The 15891-nt window shown below is 57.5% G+C and carries 14 protein-coding genes; 12 read left to right on the top strand and 2 right to left on the bottom strand.

Annotation, left to right across the window (positions count from 1 at the left end):
* Positions 1-76: 76 nt before the first annotated feature.
* The 11 genes from M0D66_RS12650 to M0D66_RS12600 all read left to right on the top strand — a co-directional run bounded on the left by M0D66_RS12650 (position 77) and on the right by M0D66_RS12600 (position 11218).
* Positions 77-1588, top strand: coding sequence for a CoA-acylating methylmalonate-semialdehyde dehydrogenase (locus M0D66_RS12650; protein ID WP_211708089.1), 1512 nt, complete (start codon positions 77-79; stop codon positions 1586-1588).
* Between the two features lie 249 nt (positions 1589-1837).
* Positions 1838-2755 carry a LysR family transcriptional regulator gene (locus M0D66_RS12645; protein WP_200621045.1) on the top strand — a complete coding sequence of 306 codons (918 nt, stop codon included), beginning with the start codon at positions 1838-1840 and terminating at the stop codon, positions 2753-2755.
* A gap of 188 nt (positions 2756-2943) precedes the next feature.
* The gene (locus tag M0D66_RS12640; protein ID WP_211708077.1) at positions 2944-3936 is read left to right on the top strand and encodes a nitronate monooxygenase family protein; all 993 of its coding nucleotides are present in this window, start codon (positions 2944-2946) and stop codon (positions 3934-3936) included.
* Between the two features lie 71 nt (positions 3937-4007).
* Positions 4008-4550, top strand: a complete 543-nt coding sequence (locus M0D66_RS12635) for an MOSC domain-containing protein (protein WP_128576377.1) — start codon at positions 4008-4010, stop codon at positions 4548-4550.
* A 384-nt stretch (positions 4551-4934) separates the two neighbouring features.
* Entirely contained in the window at positions 4935-6344 is a 1410-nt protein-coding gene (locus tag M0D66_RS12630; protein ID WP_211708076.1) for an MmgE/PrpD family protein, read from the top strand.
* 26 nt (positions 6345-6370) lie between these two features.
* Positions 6371-6601 (top strand): tautomerase family protein, encoded by a 231-nt coding sequence (locus tag M0D66_RS12625; protein WP_054035934.1) that lies wholly within the window; start codon positions 6371-6373, stop codon positions 6599-6601.
* Positions 6602-6619: 18 nt separating this feature from the next.
* Positions 6620-6823 (top strand): tautomerase family protein, encoded by a 204-nt coding sequence (locus M0D66_RS12620; RefSeq protein ID WP_093645835.1) that lies wholly within the window; start codon positions 6620-6622, stop codon positions 6821-6823.
* A gap of 188 nt (positions 6824-7011) precedes the next feature.
* Positions 7012-7308, top strand: coding sequence for a DUF485 domain-containing protein (locus tag M0D66_RS12615; RefSeq protein ID WP_128576379.1), 297 nt, complete (start codon positions 7012-7014; stop codon positions 7306-7308).
* A gap of 17 nt (positions 7309-7325) precedes the next feature.
* Positions 7326-8972 (top strand): cation/acetate symporter ActP, encoded by a 1647-nt coding sequence (actP, locus tag M0D66_RS12610; RefSeq protein WP_211708075.1) that lies wholly within the window; start codon positions 7326-7328, stop codon positions 8970-8972.
* A gap of 323 nt (positions 8973-9295) precedes the next feature.
* Positions 9296-10183 (top strand): LysR family transcriptional regulator, encoded by an 888-nt coding sequence (locus M0D66_RS12605; RefSeq protein WP_054036079.1) that lies wholly within the window; start codon positions 9296-9298, stop codon positions 10181-10183.
* A 444-nt stretch (positions 10184-10627) separates the two neighbouring features.
* Positions 10628-11218: a YceI family protein gene (locus tag M0D66_RS12600; protein WP_200621040.1), complete on the top strand. Its 591-nt coding sequence runs from the start codon at positions 10628-10630 to the stop codon at positions 11216-11218.
* 58 nt (positions 11219-11276) lie between these two features.
* Here the strand turns inward: M0D66_RS12600 and M0D66_RS12595 are convergent, their stop codons facing one another.
* The gene (locus tag M0D66_RS12595) at positions 11277-12032 is read right to left on the bottom strand and encodes a TetR/AcrR family transcriptional regulator (protein WP_266210786.1); all 756 of its coding nucleotides are present in this window, start codon (positions 12030-12032) and stop codon (positions 11277-11279) included.
* 224 nt (positions 12033-12256) lie between these two features.
* Between M0D66_RS12595 and M0D66_RS12590 the strand changes: the two genes are divergently transcribed.
* Positions 12257-13210 carry an alpha/beta fold hydrolase gene (locus tag M0D66_RS12590; RefSeq protein ID WP_211708074.1) on the top strand — a complete coding sequence of 318 codons (954 nt, stop codon included), beginning with the start codon at positions 12257-12259 and terminating at the stop codon, positions 13208-13210.
* 267 nt (positions 13211-13477) lie between these two features.
* Here the strand turns inward: M0D66_RS12590 and M0D66_RS12585 are convergent, their stop codons facing one another.
* Positions 13478-15694, bottom strand: a complete 2217-nt coding sequence (locus tag M0D66_RS12585) for a TonB-dependent siderophore receptor (RefSeq protein ID WP_211708073.1) — start codon at positions 15692-15694, stop codon at positions 13478-13480.
* Between the last annotated feature and the right edge of the window lie 197 nt (positions 15695-15891).

Raw genomic sequence — 15891 nt, 5'->3', positions numbered from 1 at the left:
TTTCAATCTTAGCGTCTTTGCATGGGCAATGGAGACTCCTAAACTTCATTCACCACCCATCAACCAAGGAATCGAGATGCAAGCGTTCAATGACACAGCCGACGTCACCCACTTTATTCATGGCGAGCGAGTACGTGGATCAGGCGTGCGTACCCAGGCGATTTTCAATCCTGCCACGGGCGAACGGCCACGCAAACTTGTGCTGGGCGACGTCGCAGATGTTGACGCCGCTGTGGCAAGCGCCAAGGCTGCATTTCCGAAGTGGAGCAATACGCCGCCGATTCGCCGGGCTCGCGTCATGCTGCGGTTTCTTGAGTTGATGAACAGGCATCGTGATGAGCTGGCTGCAATCATCACAGCGGAACACGGAAAAGTCTTCTCTGATGCTCAAGGCGAGGTGGCGCGCGGTATCGATGTCATCGAATTCGCGTGTGGCATTCCGCAACTGCTTAAGGGGGACTACACGGAGCAGGTTTCAACCGGCATGGACAACTGGACAGTACGTCAGGCGCTAGGCGTTGTCGCAGGCATTACGCCGTTCAACTTCCCGTGCATGGTGCCCTGCTGGATGTTTCCTGTTGCAATTGCGGCGGGCAACGCATTCATTCTGAAGCCAAGCGAGCGGGACCCGTCGGCGTCGTTGTTCATGGCAAGGCTGATGAAGGAGGCAGGCCTGCCCGATGGCATTTTCAACGTGGTTCAGGGCGACAAGGTTGCAGTCGATGCGTTGCTTGCGCATCCGGATGTGAAGGCGGTGAGTTTTGTTGGATCGACGCCGATCGCCAACTACATCTACGAAACGGGCGCGAGGAACGGCAAGCGCGTGCAGGCGCTGGGCGGCGCCAAGAACCATATGGTAGTCATGCCCGATGCCGATATCGATCAAGCTGTCGACGCACTGGTTGGTGCCGGGTACGGTTCTGCCGGCGAGCGTTGCATGGCTATTTCGGTTGCTGTTCTCGTAGGCGATGTTGCTGACAAAATCATTCCGAAGCTTGCCGAGCGTGCGCGCAGTCTCATTGTGAAGAACGGCATGGAGCCCGATGCGGAAATGGGGCCAATAGTTACGCAACAGGCGCTCGAACGCATCGAAGGGTACATCGCGATTGGCGTCGACGAAGGTGCAAAGCTGGTTGTTGACGGTCGCGGCCTTAAGGTAGACGGCTTCGAGGGCGGTTTCTTCACGGGCGGCACGCTGTTCGACAACGTCACGCCGGAGATGCGGATTTACAAGGAAGAAATCTTTGGACCCGTGCTTGCCTGCGTCCGTGTGAAGGACTTCTCGGAAGCGGTCGATCTGATCAATGCTCATGAGTTTGGCAATGGTGTGGCGTGCTACACGCGGGACGGGCACATCGCTCGCGAATTCGGTCGGCGCATCGAAGTAGGGATGGTCGGAATCAACGTGCCCATTCCGGTTCCGATGGCCTGGCATGGTTTCGGTGGCTGGAAGCGCAGCCTGTTCGGCGATACGCACGCATACGGCGAAGAAGGTGTTCGCTTCTATACAAAGCAGAAGTCGATCATGCAACGCTGGCCGGAAAGCACGGAAAAGGGTGCCGAATTTGCAATGCCTACGGCGAAGTAGGCTAACTGGCATGGCATGTGATTGGACGCCGCACGCAGCACGGTGCGGCGTTTTTCTTTGTGTGAAGTCGTGGCCGGGCAATGAGTTAAACGCCCGGTCTGCAATCGGCACTTTGAACCCGGTACCTTGACATAGATTTACGCCACGATGGAAAGAGAGTTTTTCCCGCCCACCGGTTGACGGTACGTCCAGCCGAACTGAACACTCGTATAGGTTGTATTCCAGAGCGAGAATCAGATTGGGGGCGATATGAATTTCTCATCGTTAGAAATATTTTGTGCTGTCGCCACCGAACAGAGTGTGACCCGGGCGGCTCGTCATCTGGCCCGTGTTCAGTCCAATGTAACGATGCGCGTGCAACAACTGGAAGAGGAGTTGCAGGTCCAGCTTTTTTCCAGAAGTGGAAAACGGATGAGCTTGACGCCGAGTGGCCGAACAATGCTGGGCTATGCGCAACGGCTCTTGTACCTCGCAGAAGAAGCGAGGCTTGCGATGAGTCCGGAGCAGCAGCCCGGACGATTGAGCATCGGCGCTATGGAAAGCACGGCAGCGGCGCGCCTTCCGGCCCTGCTCTCGAAGTACCACAGCAGGTGGCCGCAGGTCGGGCTGGAGATTTCGATCGGTACGTCACGTTCACTGGTCGATGATGTGGAGAGAGGACATCTCGACTGCGTTTTTGTCGCGGATAGTAGTTTTCCGGGCACACGCGATCCGCGACCAAAGTTCGCTGCGCGCGGGCTACGCGCAACGCGCGCATACCGGGAGGATCTACTGCTTGTGTTGCCGCCCAACCATCCAACGGTAAACCGGCCTACGGATCTCAGGATCAAAACGCTGGCCGCTTTTTCCGATGGTTGTGCCTATCGGAACGTACTCGAGCAATGGTTGGGCATCACTGGTCTGGAGACGGGCGGTGGCTGGAAAGTCACGGAGCTTGTTTCGTATCACGCCATTCTGGCCAGCGTTGCGGCGGGTTCGTGTTTCGCACTTTGCCCGAGGTCCATTCTGGATTTGCAGTGTGTTCCGATGGATATTTGCGCGCAGAAATTCGCCACGATCGATACGTATCTGGTTGCACAAGCGAGCTATGAGAGCAGCGCTTACAAAGAGCTGCTTCAATTTCTTCAGACTGCGATGTACTCGGAGCCCGGAGGCACCAACAACTGATAAACACGCCTGGCGAGCGTGTCTCACCCCCAACGGCGGGCGTTTGCGACCATTCACTGCACCCTATCTATCTAAGAGATTACTGGTATCAAAACAAATCGTTTCTTGTGCTGCGATCTGAGTAGCAGTATTACACCTGTGATTGCAGACGAGACAGATTCGTTGACGAAAAAAGCGAGGAGACGACGATGTTTGAGCGATACGAGCAACTTAAATCGATACTTGGTGTGGATCATCCGATACTGCTTGCGCCGATGGACCGGGTGGCCGGCGGCAGGCTTGCCGCAGCGGTCACTGACGCAGGCGGGTTCGGAATAATAGGTGGCGGGTACGGCGACGAGACGTGGCTGCGGGAGCAGTTTGCCGCAGCACGTGGGGCCCGGATCGGGGTGGGGTTCATTACATGGAGTCTATCCAGGCAACCGCACCTTATCGATGTCTGCATTGAACATTCACCCGCCGCGATCATGTTTTCGTTCGGTGACGCGAGCAAACATATCGAGCGAACGAAGAAGGCAGGAATTCTCGCGATCTGCCAGGTTCAGACTGTTGCGATGGCACGTGAGGCGGTTAGCCAGGGCGCGGATATTATCGTCGCTCAAGGTGCAGAAGGCGGCGGTCATGGCGTTGCCTGCGGCACGATCTCACTTGTTCCAGCCGTTGTGGACGCTGTGGGTGAGAGGGTGCCCGTGGTTGCTGCCGGCGGCATCGCCGACGGTAGGGGTTTTGCAGCGTCTCTTACGCTTGGCGCCTCGGGCATCGTGTTAGGAACCCGCATGTACGCAAGCGAGGAGGCGATCGGGCACGACGATGCCAAACGACGGATCGTCGACTGTACGGGCGGTGAGCAAACCATCCGTGGGATTCTGTTTGATATAGCGCGCGATAACGTTTGGCCGGCACCGTACACGGGCCGGGTGCTGCGAAACGAGTTCTCCGAAAAGTGGGCTGGGCGTGAACGCGAACTCTTTCAGCAAATACATGAGCAGCGGGCGAGGTATGCGAGTGCTCGTGAGAATCACGACTACGACACCGCTGCCGTGATCGCGGGCGAATCTGCTGCCTTGATCCACGATGTGCTGTCGGCCAGATTGATAGTTGAAAACATCGTCAGGGAAATGGACACGATACTTGGCTACTCGCTTTACGCGAAAAATAGGACGGTGACATCATCAACGTAACCGCCGCCCGGCTGCTCGCTGTTAGCGTGGGTTCGAGTGCCCCATTGGATGTGGGGAGCGCGTCGCAAGGGATGGTAGTTAACTCCGGAATACGCAAAACCCCTGTCAGCTCGCTTCACAACCAGGCTTCTATCGAGGTTCGCAGGCTAGGCCTGGTCGGCGATGAGCAGGTAGACCTTAGTGTGCATGGGGGCCTTGAGAAGGCTGTGTATATGTATCCGGTCGAACACTACGAATGGTGGCGGGAGCGCCGGCTGGAAGCGGGCGTTGCGGGTGCCGACGATCCGCTGCCGTTTGCCGCGGTGGGAGAGAATTTGACGACGTGCGGGCTGCTCGAAACCCAGCTCTGGGTTGGGGACCGAATGTTGATGGGTGACGTCGAATTTCGCGTCGAGTCACCCCGGAATCCCTGCTACAAGTTTAACGCCGTGATGGGATATGTACGCGCAGCCAAACACATGATGATGAGCGGCTACTCTGGTGTTTATTTAAGCGTATCCAAAACCGGTTTCATTTCAGCAGGTTCGCCTATTCAAGTGATTCCCGGTCGTCGGCAGGAGTCGATAAACGCAGTGCTGGACCTGCGACGCAGCCGAGCGCGGCGCGAACCGTAAGGCGTACATTGCGTCCGCGTCTGAAGCCATCAGCGTAGAGGCTGTTTGTGATTGAGACCGAACCAGATAGCTCGATTCCGGCGACGAAATAGTCCCGGAAACTATTGGCCGTTGAGAAACAGCAAAAACCGGGGCAAGCGAGCAGACTCTTTTGTGCGGGTCCGTTGGCGCAGCGACCGCACTAACGAGGATCCTGGTGTGGCAGAGTTATCTCTGGGATAGATAGCGGTATGTAATACCTTCGCTTGATGTTCGGCTCAAACGGTGCGAGTTTGTATTACTGGATTGAGAACCACAATGTCACATTGAACTCGACATCAGGGTGAGGAAACAATTGGATTGCCATTCGAGGCGATCCGGTTTTTTTGGAGGGACAGACTTCAAATGAGTACACCTACGACTGCTCAGCGTATCGGCCGTTTTGCATACGACGCACGCGCGGAGCATCTTACGCCCGGCACAAGGGCAATCTTCAAGCGGAATATTCTCGACAGCCTGGGTTGCGCCATAGCAGCGCTGCCAGGTAAGCCGTTCAAGGCGCTTCGCGATCAGTTCGACGAGTACCGTGGCTCGGGGACCTGTTCATTGATTGGAGGCGGCAAGACTTCGCCCGATCAGGCCGCGTTGTACAACACGGGTTTGGTCAGGTACGTCGACCTGCTGGATAGCTACATGTCTCCTGGCGGACTCTGTCATCCAAGCGATAACTTCGGAACCATTCTGGCCGCTGCTGAACATGCGTCCGCAAGTGGTGAGGAGTTCATGCTGGCATTGGCAACGTCCTACGAAATTGGCTGCCGCATTACGGCGATCGTTCCCGTTATGGCCAAGGGGTTCAATCACGCAATCCAGTTGGCGATGTCTGCCGCGGCAGGGTCGGGAAAGCTGTTCGGTCTCGATGCCGATCAGATCGCAAACGCGATTGCAATCGCGACGATCGACAACATTTCGCTGTCGTGTGTGCATTCCGAACCGGTTTCGCAGTGGAAGGGCTTTTCTCCCGGTATCACGGGTATGAGAGCCGTTTATTCAGCGTCTCTTGCCAAGCGTGGCTTTACAGGCCCTCTGCGCCTTTTTGAGGGTCCCAATGGTCTGGTGCGAATGTTTGACCAACCGCTCGAAGTCGATTGGGAAGACCAGCGGCTCGAGGTCGTTCACCAGACGGTCATGAAGAAATACTGCTCGCTTATTCACGGTCAGCCCGTTCTCGAAGCTACGCTCGCGTTAAAGCGCAAACATGGTTTGAAGGGCAGTGACGTGGATGAAGTCCAATGCGACATCTTTCAGACTGGATTTGAAATTGCCGGCGGCGGCAGCTTCGGCCCAAAGGATAACCCGCAGACTAAAGAGCAGGCGGACTACAACCTCAAGTACCTGATCGCAGCAGCGTTGCTTGACGATCAGGTTGGCCCGGCTCAGCTCGAGCCCGAGCGTGTACAGGCTGCCGATGCACAGGCGTTGCTCAGGCGAGTGACTGTGAAGCCTGATGCTGAATTCTCGGCGCAGTATCCGCGCGAGCTAAACACGCGTGTGACGATCAAATGCAAGGATGGTCGTGTGCTGGCCGAGGAGCATGTGGGTTTCGAAGGCGGATTGGATAACCCGTTCACGTGGGAACGTACCGTCGAGAAATTCAACTGGTTGAGCGAACAGTACGCGGACCAGGTGCTTCGAAATCAGATCATCGATCTGGTTTCAACGCTGGAGCAACAGTCAATTGAAGAGTTGATGACCATTTTGGTGAAGGTAAGTCCTGAACCACGATTCCCGGTTATGCATCCGGGGATTCAATAGTCCAGAGAGATTTTTAGGAGATATATATGGCACTCATTTCTTGTGACATGCGTTTTGGTCGGACCGACGAACAGAAGCGACTGCTTGCTGCCGGATTACTCCGGGTGGTCAGCGCCGCGACGGGCGAGACGAAGAACGACATTTTTCTCGTGATTCGCGAAGGACGCGGAATCAACTTCGTCGAGCACGGTGAGCATCTTCCCGAATATGTCGAGGGTGCGGCGAACGACAAAGAACTTATTGAGCGTCTTAAATAGAACTACCGGAGAGCCATCATGCCTTTCATCGAATGCCATATCAAGACCGGTCTCACGCATCAACGACGTGAACAACTTATCAGGGACATCATCCAGGTCACGCACGACTCGATCGGGTCGGATCCGAAGATCATTAACGTGATTTTGCATGAACATCCGGCTGAAAATATCAGCATTTCCAGTCGGATCAATGGGGAGGACTTCAAGAAATCCGCAGGATAGCCGCGCGAAATTTCGCGTTAAGGACTTCCTCTGCGTTCCGCCGACGTCGCGTCCGGCGGCCAGCGTTTCAGATGTATGCGGCGGCGATAGGCCATATGACGAAGCCATAAGTTCGGTCATTTCAGGCTTCTATGAGAAGCAGGTTCTTTGAGCTAAATAATACGTAGTACAAAAAATATGGAGGAGATATGAGTGGAGCAACGATGGAGGTAGACAGTGTCGACACCGGACGTGAGAGGGTGGGGCTGGCAATAGTCCTGACGCTTGTGGAGGTGTTGATGTTTTTTGGATTCATTACGCTTGCCGCCGCGTCGCCGGCAACGCTCGCTTCGCCAGTGGTAGAGGGGTCAAAGATTACGCTTGCGTTTCTGTACGGAATAGTAATTCTGGTCGCAGGCGTGCTGCTTATCGGGTTGTACGTACTGATCGAAAACGCCGCAGACTCGCGAGATTTCGTGTCGACACAGCCGAAAGTTATCCGTTGATTACCTGGTGACCTGCTATGACTATTCATCGGTGTGGCGCTTTGCTCGCGCTGTCATTTTCCATGTGCGTTGTGAGCACCGAATCCTTTGCCGCTGGAAGCGGCGTCGGTAACGGGAACGGCGTCGCAATAGTGTTCTTTCTTGCCTTCGTTCTTGCGACACTGGCTATTACCTACTGGGCCGCGAAGCGCACCAGATCGACCGATGATTTCTACGCGGCTGGCGGCGAGATAACGGCGTTTCAGAATGGTCTTGCAATCGCGGGTGACTTCATGTCGGCCGGTGCGTTCCTTGGCCTGACAGCTTTGGTGTTCAGTAGCGGATTTGATGGTCTGGTCTATGCAGTTGGGTATTCGACGGGGATGCCGATTGTTGTCTTTCTGGTGGCAACCAGGCTGCGAAAACTCGGTAAGTATACGGTCGCAGATGCGGTTTCCGTGCGTCTTGGCGAGAAGCCGATTCGCATCTTCTCGGCCTGCGCATCGCTATGCATTGTTTCGTTGTATCTCATCGCGCAGATGGTAGGGGCGGGGCAGTTGATCAAGCTGCTGTTTGGCATCGACTACATATACGCCGAAATCCTTGTAGGCACGCTCATGATGTTTTATGTGGCCTTCGGAGGCATGGTCGCCACGACCTGGGTACAGCTCGTCAAGGCAGCGTTGCTGCTGACCGGCACACTTGTGATGAGCTTTCTGGTTTTGCGGCAATTCGACTTCAGCTTCTCCGAACTGTTGCGGCGCGCGGTGGAGATTCATCCAAAGGGCAATGCGATCCTGAGCCCCCAGTTTCTGGCCAGAGATCCCGTATCGGGATTCTCGTTGGGTCTCGCGGTGATGTTCGGTACTTCAGGCCTGCCGCATATTCTCATGCGCTTCTTCACGGTTCCTGATGCACGGGCTGCACGGGGGTCAGTATTTTGGGCCAGTGTATTTATGAACATATTCTTCGCCCTAGTGTTTGTCATCGGATTCGGATCTATCGCTCTGGTCGCCTCTAATCCGGACTTTCTGGATGCCGCGGGCAAGCCGCTGGGCGGGATAAACATGGTTGCCGTCCATCTTGCGAAGGCGGTGGGGGGAGACGCGTTGTTGGGGTTTATCTCGGCAGTTGCATTTGCCACCATCCTTGCGGTTGTGTCGGGATTGACGCTTGCCGGTTCTTCAGCGGTTTCGCATGACCTCTACGCCTGTGTGTTCCGCAAAGGTACGGCAAGTCAAGTGGATGAAGTGCGAGTATCGAGGATATCGACTTTGGTACTGGGCGTGGTCGCGGTGGTGTTGGGCATTGCATTCAGGACACAGAATGTGGCTTATATGCTTGGGCTCACGTTCTCGGTCGCCTGTAGCTCGACTTTTCCAGTGTTGCTGCTTGCCCTTTACTGGAAACGATTGACCACGTTTGGGGCCGTTGCGGGAGGAACTGTCGGCTTGGTCTCCGCCGTATTGCTGACCATCGCAGGCCCGGCCGTCTGGGTGCATGTTATGGGGAATGCGAAGCCACTTTTCTCGATCGATCCGCCGACGATAGTGACTATGCCGCTCGCTTTTGTGACGTGCTGGCTGGTATCCGTGCTGGACCGCAGCAAACAGGCAGATACTGATCGGGCGCGGAGTGCTGTTCCCCAAGAGCGTCATGTATTCGCGGGGCCGGTTGGCCACTAGATTCAGGAACGGCGGCACACGCAAGTATGGTCGCCGCCAGGCGGTTGAGCTTGCGAGCCTGTCAGTGCGGTGTTCCCGGCGCGGGGAAGAGTGGCATTGGGTGTGTTCGGTTCAAAGGTGGATCTGCGAGGTCCGCCTTGCCCGTTTACGCTGCGTCTTTGCGTTGGATGCGAAACGTCTGAACTTTGGACTGTCTCGAACCTTTCTGGCGCTTGCGAAAATGACCAACGGGAATTGTATCCGTTGGATGTTTAATTTCGCTTTGATGTAGGATGGAAGAGGAGCTTTATCAAGGTTGTGGACATCTCATACAGGTGCGAAGCATGGACGTTGCCGACCTCAAGGTCTTCGAAGCCGTAGCTCGTCACGGAAGTATGAACCGGGCAGCTACCGAGCTAAATACCGTTCAGTCGAACGTGACGGCGCGAATTCGGGCTTTGGAGCGGGAGGTCGGAGTCGTTCTCTTTCAGCGCCATGTGCGCGGCGTGAGCTTGACCCCTGCGGGGCAGCGCTTGCTCCCGTATGCCGCGCGTATCGCGAAGCTCATTACGGATGCCAGGATAGCTGCGCTGGATGACGGCGCACCGGGAGGCGCTCTCACACTTGGAACGCTCGAGACGACGGCGGCGCTTAGGCTTTCTCCGATATTGAGTAATTTTGCTCGAATGTATCCGCAGGTTCGGCTATCCCTGACGACCGGAACGAGTTGCGGTCTCACTGCCGATGTAGCGGAATGTCGGCTGGATGGGGCATTCATAGCAGGTCCGCTGGACCATCCGGACCTTCACACCGAGACGGTCTTTCATGAGGAACTGGTTCTGGTCACACCGCGCACCATGCGCTCGCTGGAGGTGATCAGATCGGTACCGGACCTTAAAACAATTGTCTTCCGTTTGGGTTGCTCTTACCGTCAGCGGCTCGACACATTGCTTACCGAAATGGGGGTGCTCACGGCCGCGCCGCTCGAATTTGGTTCAATGGATGCGATCATTGCCTGCGTTGCTGCGGGTATTGGTATCACGCTATTGCCACGAGGCGTGGTCTCGACGGCAGCGGAACAGGATCTCGTCAGTATCCACACGATATCGCCAGAGAAGGCGCACGTCGAAACGCTGTTTATCCGGCGGCATGATGCTTATGTCTCGAGTGCAATGCAGGCTTTCGTTGACGTGGCACGGTCCCAGCTCGGGCCGATGATGGCCGCCGCATAGACGCGGGGCCCGTAGCCGTTTGCGATTCAGTCTGCCTGTTTGAAGGCATGATGTGTCGATTTATGCCGAATTCCGGCCGATGGTTTTAATCTGGAGTTGACTTACCCGCAGACAGCGCAGCGCGTCAATTCCGACGTGAATAACGCTTCGACTTTTGTCGTCTTTGCAGCTCTCTCTCCCGTTGATTTTTCTTCAGAAGCTAACTCATGGTTAGCAGCGAAGGTGCTTTTCTGATCAGCGCCGGTGCCTGTTCGTCTCCGTGATTAGCCAGACGACACTGTTGCGCAGACGGCAACAGAATACGTAACCTGTTCACTTGTTCTCGGCAAGTTACCTGGATACGATAACTGCGTGAGCGTCGCCAATATGAGCGCCACGCCACGAACAAATCCGTTAGTGATCCTGACACAATTCAAACATTTGTCGCACACACATGCCACACTCATGGAGTCTGATTTGAACAAGCACCTGATTGCAGTCGGCATTCTTGCCGTGATCGCCGGCTCAGCCATGGCGACCCCGACAACTTACAACCTTGACCCGAGGCACACCTATCCGAGTTTCGAAGCCGACCATTTTGGCGGTATTTCGGTGTGGCGGGGCAAGTTCACGAAAAGCAGCGGCGTAGTGACGCTTGACGTCGCGGCGAAGACTGGCACGGTCGACGTGTCGATTGACACCGCGTCGATCGACACCGGAAATGTGCCACTCGATACGCGCGTGAAGTCGGCAGATTTCCTCGATGCCAGCAAATACCCGAGCGCGACATTCAAAGGCAGTGCGCTCCGTTTTGACGGCGACACGCCGGTCGAAGTCTCAGGTGACTTTACGTTTCACGGGGTAACCAAGCCGCTGACGTTGAAGATTGATTCGTTCAAGTGCTTCATGAACCCGTTGATCAAGAAAGAAGTGTGCGGTGCAGAAGCCAGCGCACAATTCGACCGCGCGGACTACGGCGTTGCTTGGGGCACCAATTACGGTTTCAAGACGCTGACCCGCCTGCAGATTCAGGTTGAAGGCGTGAAGGCGGATTAGTCTGTAGGCGGCATCGACAACTACCCGGTGCCGCCATCGCGAACGTAACTTTCCGTCCTTATTCGCCACTTCCCTGAGTCGGTGTCCTTAGCAAAACGAAAAACGGCCGAACGACCCCGCTCAGCAGATTGTGGTCGGGATTGGCGCGGGCCAGAACCCGGAGGCCCAGGATGGTGCTCAGTGCGAGCCGTGCGATGTCGGCTGGAGGTTGCGAGGTAAGGATTGATCCGTCGTGCTGCCCAGCCGCGACACAGTCGCGGACACATTTTTCGATTTCACCAAACACCCCAGTTACAACATCCCTGAAGCCCTGGTCATGCGGCGCCACCTCCAGCGCCGTGTTCACGACAAAACACCCCTTGTGAAGCGTGTCGGCGAGCGCTTCTTCAATCGTCGCGTCGAAGTACCGCTCCAATGCGCGTAAGGGCGGCTCATCGCCTCCGAAAATCACCGAGCAGGTCTCAAGCGCCAGACGGACATACCGATCGAGCACGAGACGGTAGATGGCTCTCTTATCACCGAACGCGTTGTAGAGGCTTGGCGTAGTCATTCCGGTGAGGTCGGCGAGGTCGCGCATCGATGTCGCCTCATAGCCGTTATTCCAGAAGCGCTGCATTGCGGCTTCGAGCACCGTGTCTTCGTCGAATTCCCTGGGCCTGGCCATCTGGATCCTTCGGTTAGTGGTGAGAGTGAACAACCCAAAACTCATTTTATCACGATCGTCACAAAAAACTGTTGCGGATTTTCTGACGACCGTCATAAAATACGTGGAGTCGATGCCGCACCCGGCCTCGACCGCCGAACTGCAGCGCATCTCAACCGATCCACATTGCCCCAGGGCAAGGAAAATTCACCATGGCGAAGGTATTTGTTCTCCAGGACTCCACCCACGGACACACCGAAAAACTTGCACGAGTTGTTGCCGATGGCGTGCGTTCGGAGGGTGCAGACGTGGCGGTAAAGCGTGACTGGCGTCACGACATCCGGCGAACGTTCTCGAATCCGGGATACCCGTCCCCCCATCCTAAGGAGCCAGGCATGTCCGCAGCCGTTTCGTCCACGTTCTCCCGCCGTTTCCGCCGAGTCGTCGCCGGCCTTGCCGCCAGCCTGGTGCTGGGCACCGTGTCGGCGTACGCGGCGCCCACGCCTTTTCCGGCCGACTTCCGCACCTCGCAGGTGGTGAACGACGACGCGACGATCAACGTCCGCGTCGGCGGCCACGGACCCGCGGTCGTGCTGATTCACGGCTTCGGCGAGACCGGCGACATGTGGTCGCCGATGGCCGCCGCGCTCGAGAAGGATCACACCGTCATCGTGCCCGACCTGCGCGGCATGGGCCTGTCCTCGCACCCCGCCGGCGGCTACGACAAGTGGACTCAGGCCGGCGACATCCGCGCCGTGCTCGACAAGCTCGGCATCGATCGCGCCGACATCGTGGGCCACGACATCGGCGTGATGGTCGCGTACGCCTACGCGGCACGCTATCCGGACAAAACAAGCCGCCTCGTCGTGATCGATTCGCCGGTACCTGGCATCCCGCCATGGAGCCAGATCGTGCGCATGCCTGCGTTGTGGCACTTCAACTTCGGCGGCCGGGACGCCGAGCGCCTGGTCGCCGGCCGCGAGCGCATCTACCTCGACCGCTTCTGGGACGAGTTCGCCGGCGATCCGTCGAAGATCGACGAAGCGACCCGCCGCCACTACGCCGCGATCTACGCCAGACCTGGCGCGATGCATTCAGCGTTCGCCCAGTTCCTCGCGATCGACCAGAAGGATGATGCCGACAACCTCAAGGCGATGCAGGCGAAGCTGACGATGCCGGTGCTCGCGATCGGCGCAGAGAAGGCCTTCGGCGCCAATGTGGCGGTCCAGATGCGCAACGCGGCGACGAACGTGCAGGAAGTCATCGTGCCGAACGCCGGCCATTGGTTGATGGACGAAGCGCCCGCGCCGACGATCGCCGCGGTACAGAACTTCCTCGCAGCGAACTGAGTCCGGCAGCCGCTGCTGCGCCGCGGCTCTGGCGACGTTCAATGAACGCACGCCAAGCCCGCACTCTTTACGACACAGGTTCGTATCGCTGGCTTCGGCGGCGTTGCGGGCCTAGTGACTCTCATGCGTCCGCATCGGGCGCGCCTTCACGCCAGATGAATCAGGCCGTCGCCGCGCACTAGTCGAGCCCCATCACACGTCGCCGACGGCTTGGCGTGGTTTAAATTCCGTTATCTGGAGCCGCCCCGAAAAATCGGGAATGCTCTATCACCAGGTGTATTTCGCGTTGGCTAGCACGGTTCGCTCGTTGCCGAATGCGCAGATCGAGTACGATTGGCAGCCGCTGATGTAGTGACGGTCGAACAGGTTTGCCGCATTCAGTGTGAAACGCCAGTTGCGCATCTGATAGTGGAGTGCCGCGTCGTACAGCGTATAGCTTGCGACCGTCAGCGAGTTGTCCGGCGCACCCGCGGATGCGCTCTGGTAGCGTATCCCTCCACCGATCCCGAAGCCGGCGAGCGCTCCTGTATGCCATGACCAGTCGGTCCACAGCGACGCCATCTGGCGGGGGCGAGGAATGTCGACCGGCCAGTTGTTCAGCGACGCGTCGTTTGCCTTTACGTTCTTCACGTCCTGATAGATATACGACGCGATAATGGAGAGTTCGCGCGTGACGTTTCCGACCGCGCTCAGCTCGATACCGCGCGAACGCACCTCTCCGGTCTGCACGGAAGACGTTCCTGTGGGATCGAGGTTCGTCGGTGCCGGTGTCACGACGTTCGTCTGGTTGATCTGATAGACGGCTGCGCTCAACATCAGGTTCTTGCGGGCCGGCTGCCAGCGCAGGCCTGCCTCGATCTGCCTGCCGCGCGTCGGCTCGGGCAATCCGCCGCCGAACATGTCCACGCCGATGACCGGATTGAACGATGTCGAATAACTAATGTATGGCGACAGCCCGTAGTCGCCTTCGTACGTGAGGCCGACACGACCGGAGAACGCGCTGACATCCTGTTTCGTCTGCAAGCGGGCCTCGTGGTCATCCAGGCGCGTGTTGACCCAATCCTCGCGGCCGCCGAGCGTCAAGGTCCAGCGGTTCCATTTGACCTGGTCCTGCGCGTACACGCCGAACGTGTTCATCGTCGTGTACTGGTCCTGGCGGCCGAGCGACGTCGGGCCCGAGAAGATCGCGGTCGTGACCGGCGTGTAGACCGGGTTGTAAAGGTTTAGCTCTGGCGCCAGCGCGAGCCACACGCTGTCGGTCGTCGTCTGCCGGTTGTACTGAAAGCCGAGCAGCACAGTATGCTCGAGCTGGCCAGTACCAAAACGTGCCTGCGCGTTGTTGTCGATGTCGAAGCGGCTGTAGTTGGGCTGAAACAGTCCTGCGTAACGCGTGATATCGGTCGTGCTACTCTCGGCAAGGCCACCGCCAAAGACCGACGCGTCGCTAAGCGACAGGTGCATCCAGCGCAGGTTCTGGTTTAACGTCCAGATGGAATCGAGGTTGTGCGAGAACTGGTAGCCGAGCGACCACTGCTTCTTGTGGTAGTCATTGAATGTCGGTTCTCCCGTGTAGACGTCATGCGACAACTGCCCATTCGGGTTTGGCAGTACGGTGCCCTGCGCGGGCAGGAAGTTATGCGAAATATCATTCCAGTCTTGCAGGTAGGTCGCCGTGAACGTCAGCGAAGTGCCGGAATCCGGTCGCCAGCGAAACGACGGCGCAAGCGCGACGCGCTGGTCCGCATTCGGTCCGGTCACCGCGTTGCCGTCGCGCGCGTCGCCAACGAAGCGATACGCGTACTTACCGTCGGCGTCGAGCGTGTCGCCGATGTCGAACATTATCTGCTTGCGCGCGTAGTTGCCGACCTGCACATCCACCTCGCGCACGCGCTCGCCGTCGGCCCGCTTGCTTTGCACGTCGACGATCGCGCCCGGATCTCCTGCCCCATACAGAACCGACGTCGGCCCGCGTAGCACAGTGATGCTGTCGATCATGTACGGGTCGACGCGCCAACTCGCGATGGGTGTTGTATTCGGCGCTTGCAATCCGTCGATGAACAAGGTGGGAGTAAAGCCGCGCAGCACCGCATACAGGTCTGTGCGGCTGTCGGATCCAAAGGATGCGAAGCCTGGTACGTAGCGCAGCGCCTGGTTGAGGTCGGTCGCGCCGGTCATTTCGATCTGCTGCGCAGTGACGACGTTGATCGTTTGAGGAACCTCGGTGATCGGTGTGTCGGTCTTCGTGCCGGTCACGGTGCGTTTGCCGACGAGTCCGACTGACGCCGCATTTGCCACGTCTTTCACTTTGATCTCCGACAGCGTGACGCCGGGCTTCACATCGGCCTGTACTGCGACGCTTTTCGCCTGAGTATCGTTCGCTGGTTGTGTCACCTGCGCATGTGCATGACCGGCTGCCGCTGCGCAAAACATCCCCTTCACTGTGACAGAGATCGCACGCTGCCTCGCGCCCGTTGTCCACACCATCTTCTGCTGCTCCGTTTTCTTGGCAGCCTGCTCGGCCGGCCCGTTTGTCAAAGAGCGACAGCCGTCCGGCCGCCGCCTCGTTTGTCTCCGGTGAGCGTCGCACGCTTCAGTGGCGTGTCTCTCTTCGTTGTGTTGCGCACGAGTGTTTCGAGGATATCGGCCGAAAGTTGCATTAGTTTGAAAACAGGCAGGCTACG

The sequence above is a fragment of the Paraburkholderia sp. SECH2 genome, from assembly GCF_030464795.1.
Classification (GTDB): Bacteria; Pseudomonadota; Gammaproteobacteria; order Burkholderiales; family Burkholderiaceae; genus Paraburkholderia; species Paraburkholderia aspalathi.
This window is presented reverse-complemented; position numbering and strand designations above follow the sequence as displayed.

Coding starts and splice junctions, on each gene's coding strand:
- M0D66_RS12650 (WP_211708089.1), top strand. CDS start 77: ATGCAAGCGTTCAATGACACAGCCGACGTCACCCACTTTATTCATGGC.
- M0D66_RS12645 (WP_200621045.1), top strand. CDS start 1,838: ATGAATTTCTCATCGTTAGAAATATTTTGTGCTGTCGCCACCGAACAG.
- M0D66_RS12640 (WP_211708077.1), top strand. CDS start 2,944: ATGTTTGAGCGATACGAGCAACTTAAATCGATACTTGGTGTGGATCAT.
- M0D66_RS12635 (WP_128576377.1), top strand. CDS start 4,008: ATGGTAGTTAACTCCGGAATACGCAAAACCCCTGTCAGCTCGCTTCAC.
- M0D66_RS12630 (WP_211708076.1), top strand. CDS start 4,935: ATGAGTACACCTACGACTGCTCAGCGTATCGGCCGTTTTGCATACGAC.
- M0D66_RS12625 (WP_054035934.1), top strand. CDS start 6,371: ATGGCACTCATTTCTTGTGACATGCGTTTTGGTCGGACCGACGAACAG.
- M0D66_RS12620 (WP_093645835.1), top strand. CDS start 6,620: ATGCCTTTCATCGAATGCCATATCAAGACCGGTCTCACGCATCAACGA.
- M0D66_RS12615 (WP_128576379.1), top strand. CDS start 7,012: ATGAGTGGAGCAACGATGGAGGTAGACAGTGTCGACACCGGACGTGAG.
- actP (WP_211708075.1), top strand. CDS start 7,326: ATGACTATTCATCGGTGTGGCGCTTTGCTCGCGCTGTCATTTTCCATG.
- M0D66_RS12605 (WP_054036079.1), top strand. CDS start 9,296: ATGGACGTTGCCGACCTCAAGGTCTTCGAAGCCGTAGCTCGTCACGGA.
- M0D66_RS12600 (WP_200621040.1), top strand. CDS start 10,628: ATGGAGTCTGATTTGAACAAGCACCTGATTGCAGTCGGCATTCTTGCC.
- M0D66_RS12595 (WP_266210786.1), bottom strand. CDS start 12,032: ATGCGCTGCAGTTCGGCGGTCGAGGCCGGGTGCGGCATCGACTCCACG.
- M0D66_RS12590 (WP_211708074.1), top strand. CDS start 12,257: ATGTCCGCAGCCGTTTCGTCCACGTTCTCCCGCCGTTTCCGCCGAGTC.
- M0D66_RS12585 (WP_211708073.1), bottom strand. CDS start 15,694: ATGGTGTGGACAACGGGCGCGAGGCAGCGTGCGATCTCTGTCACAGTG.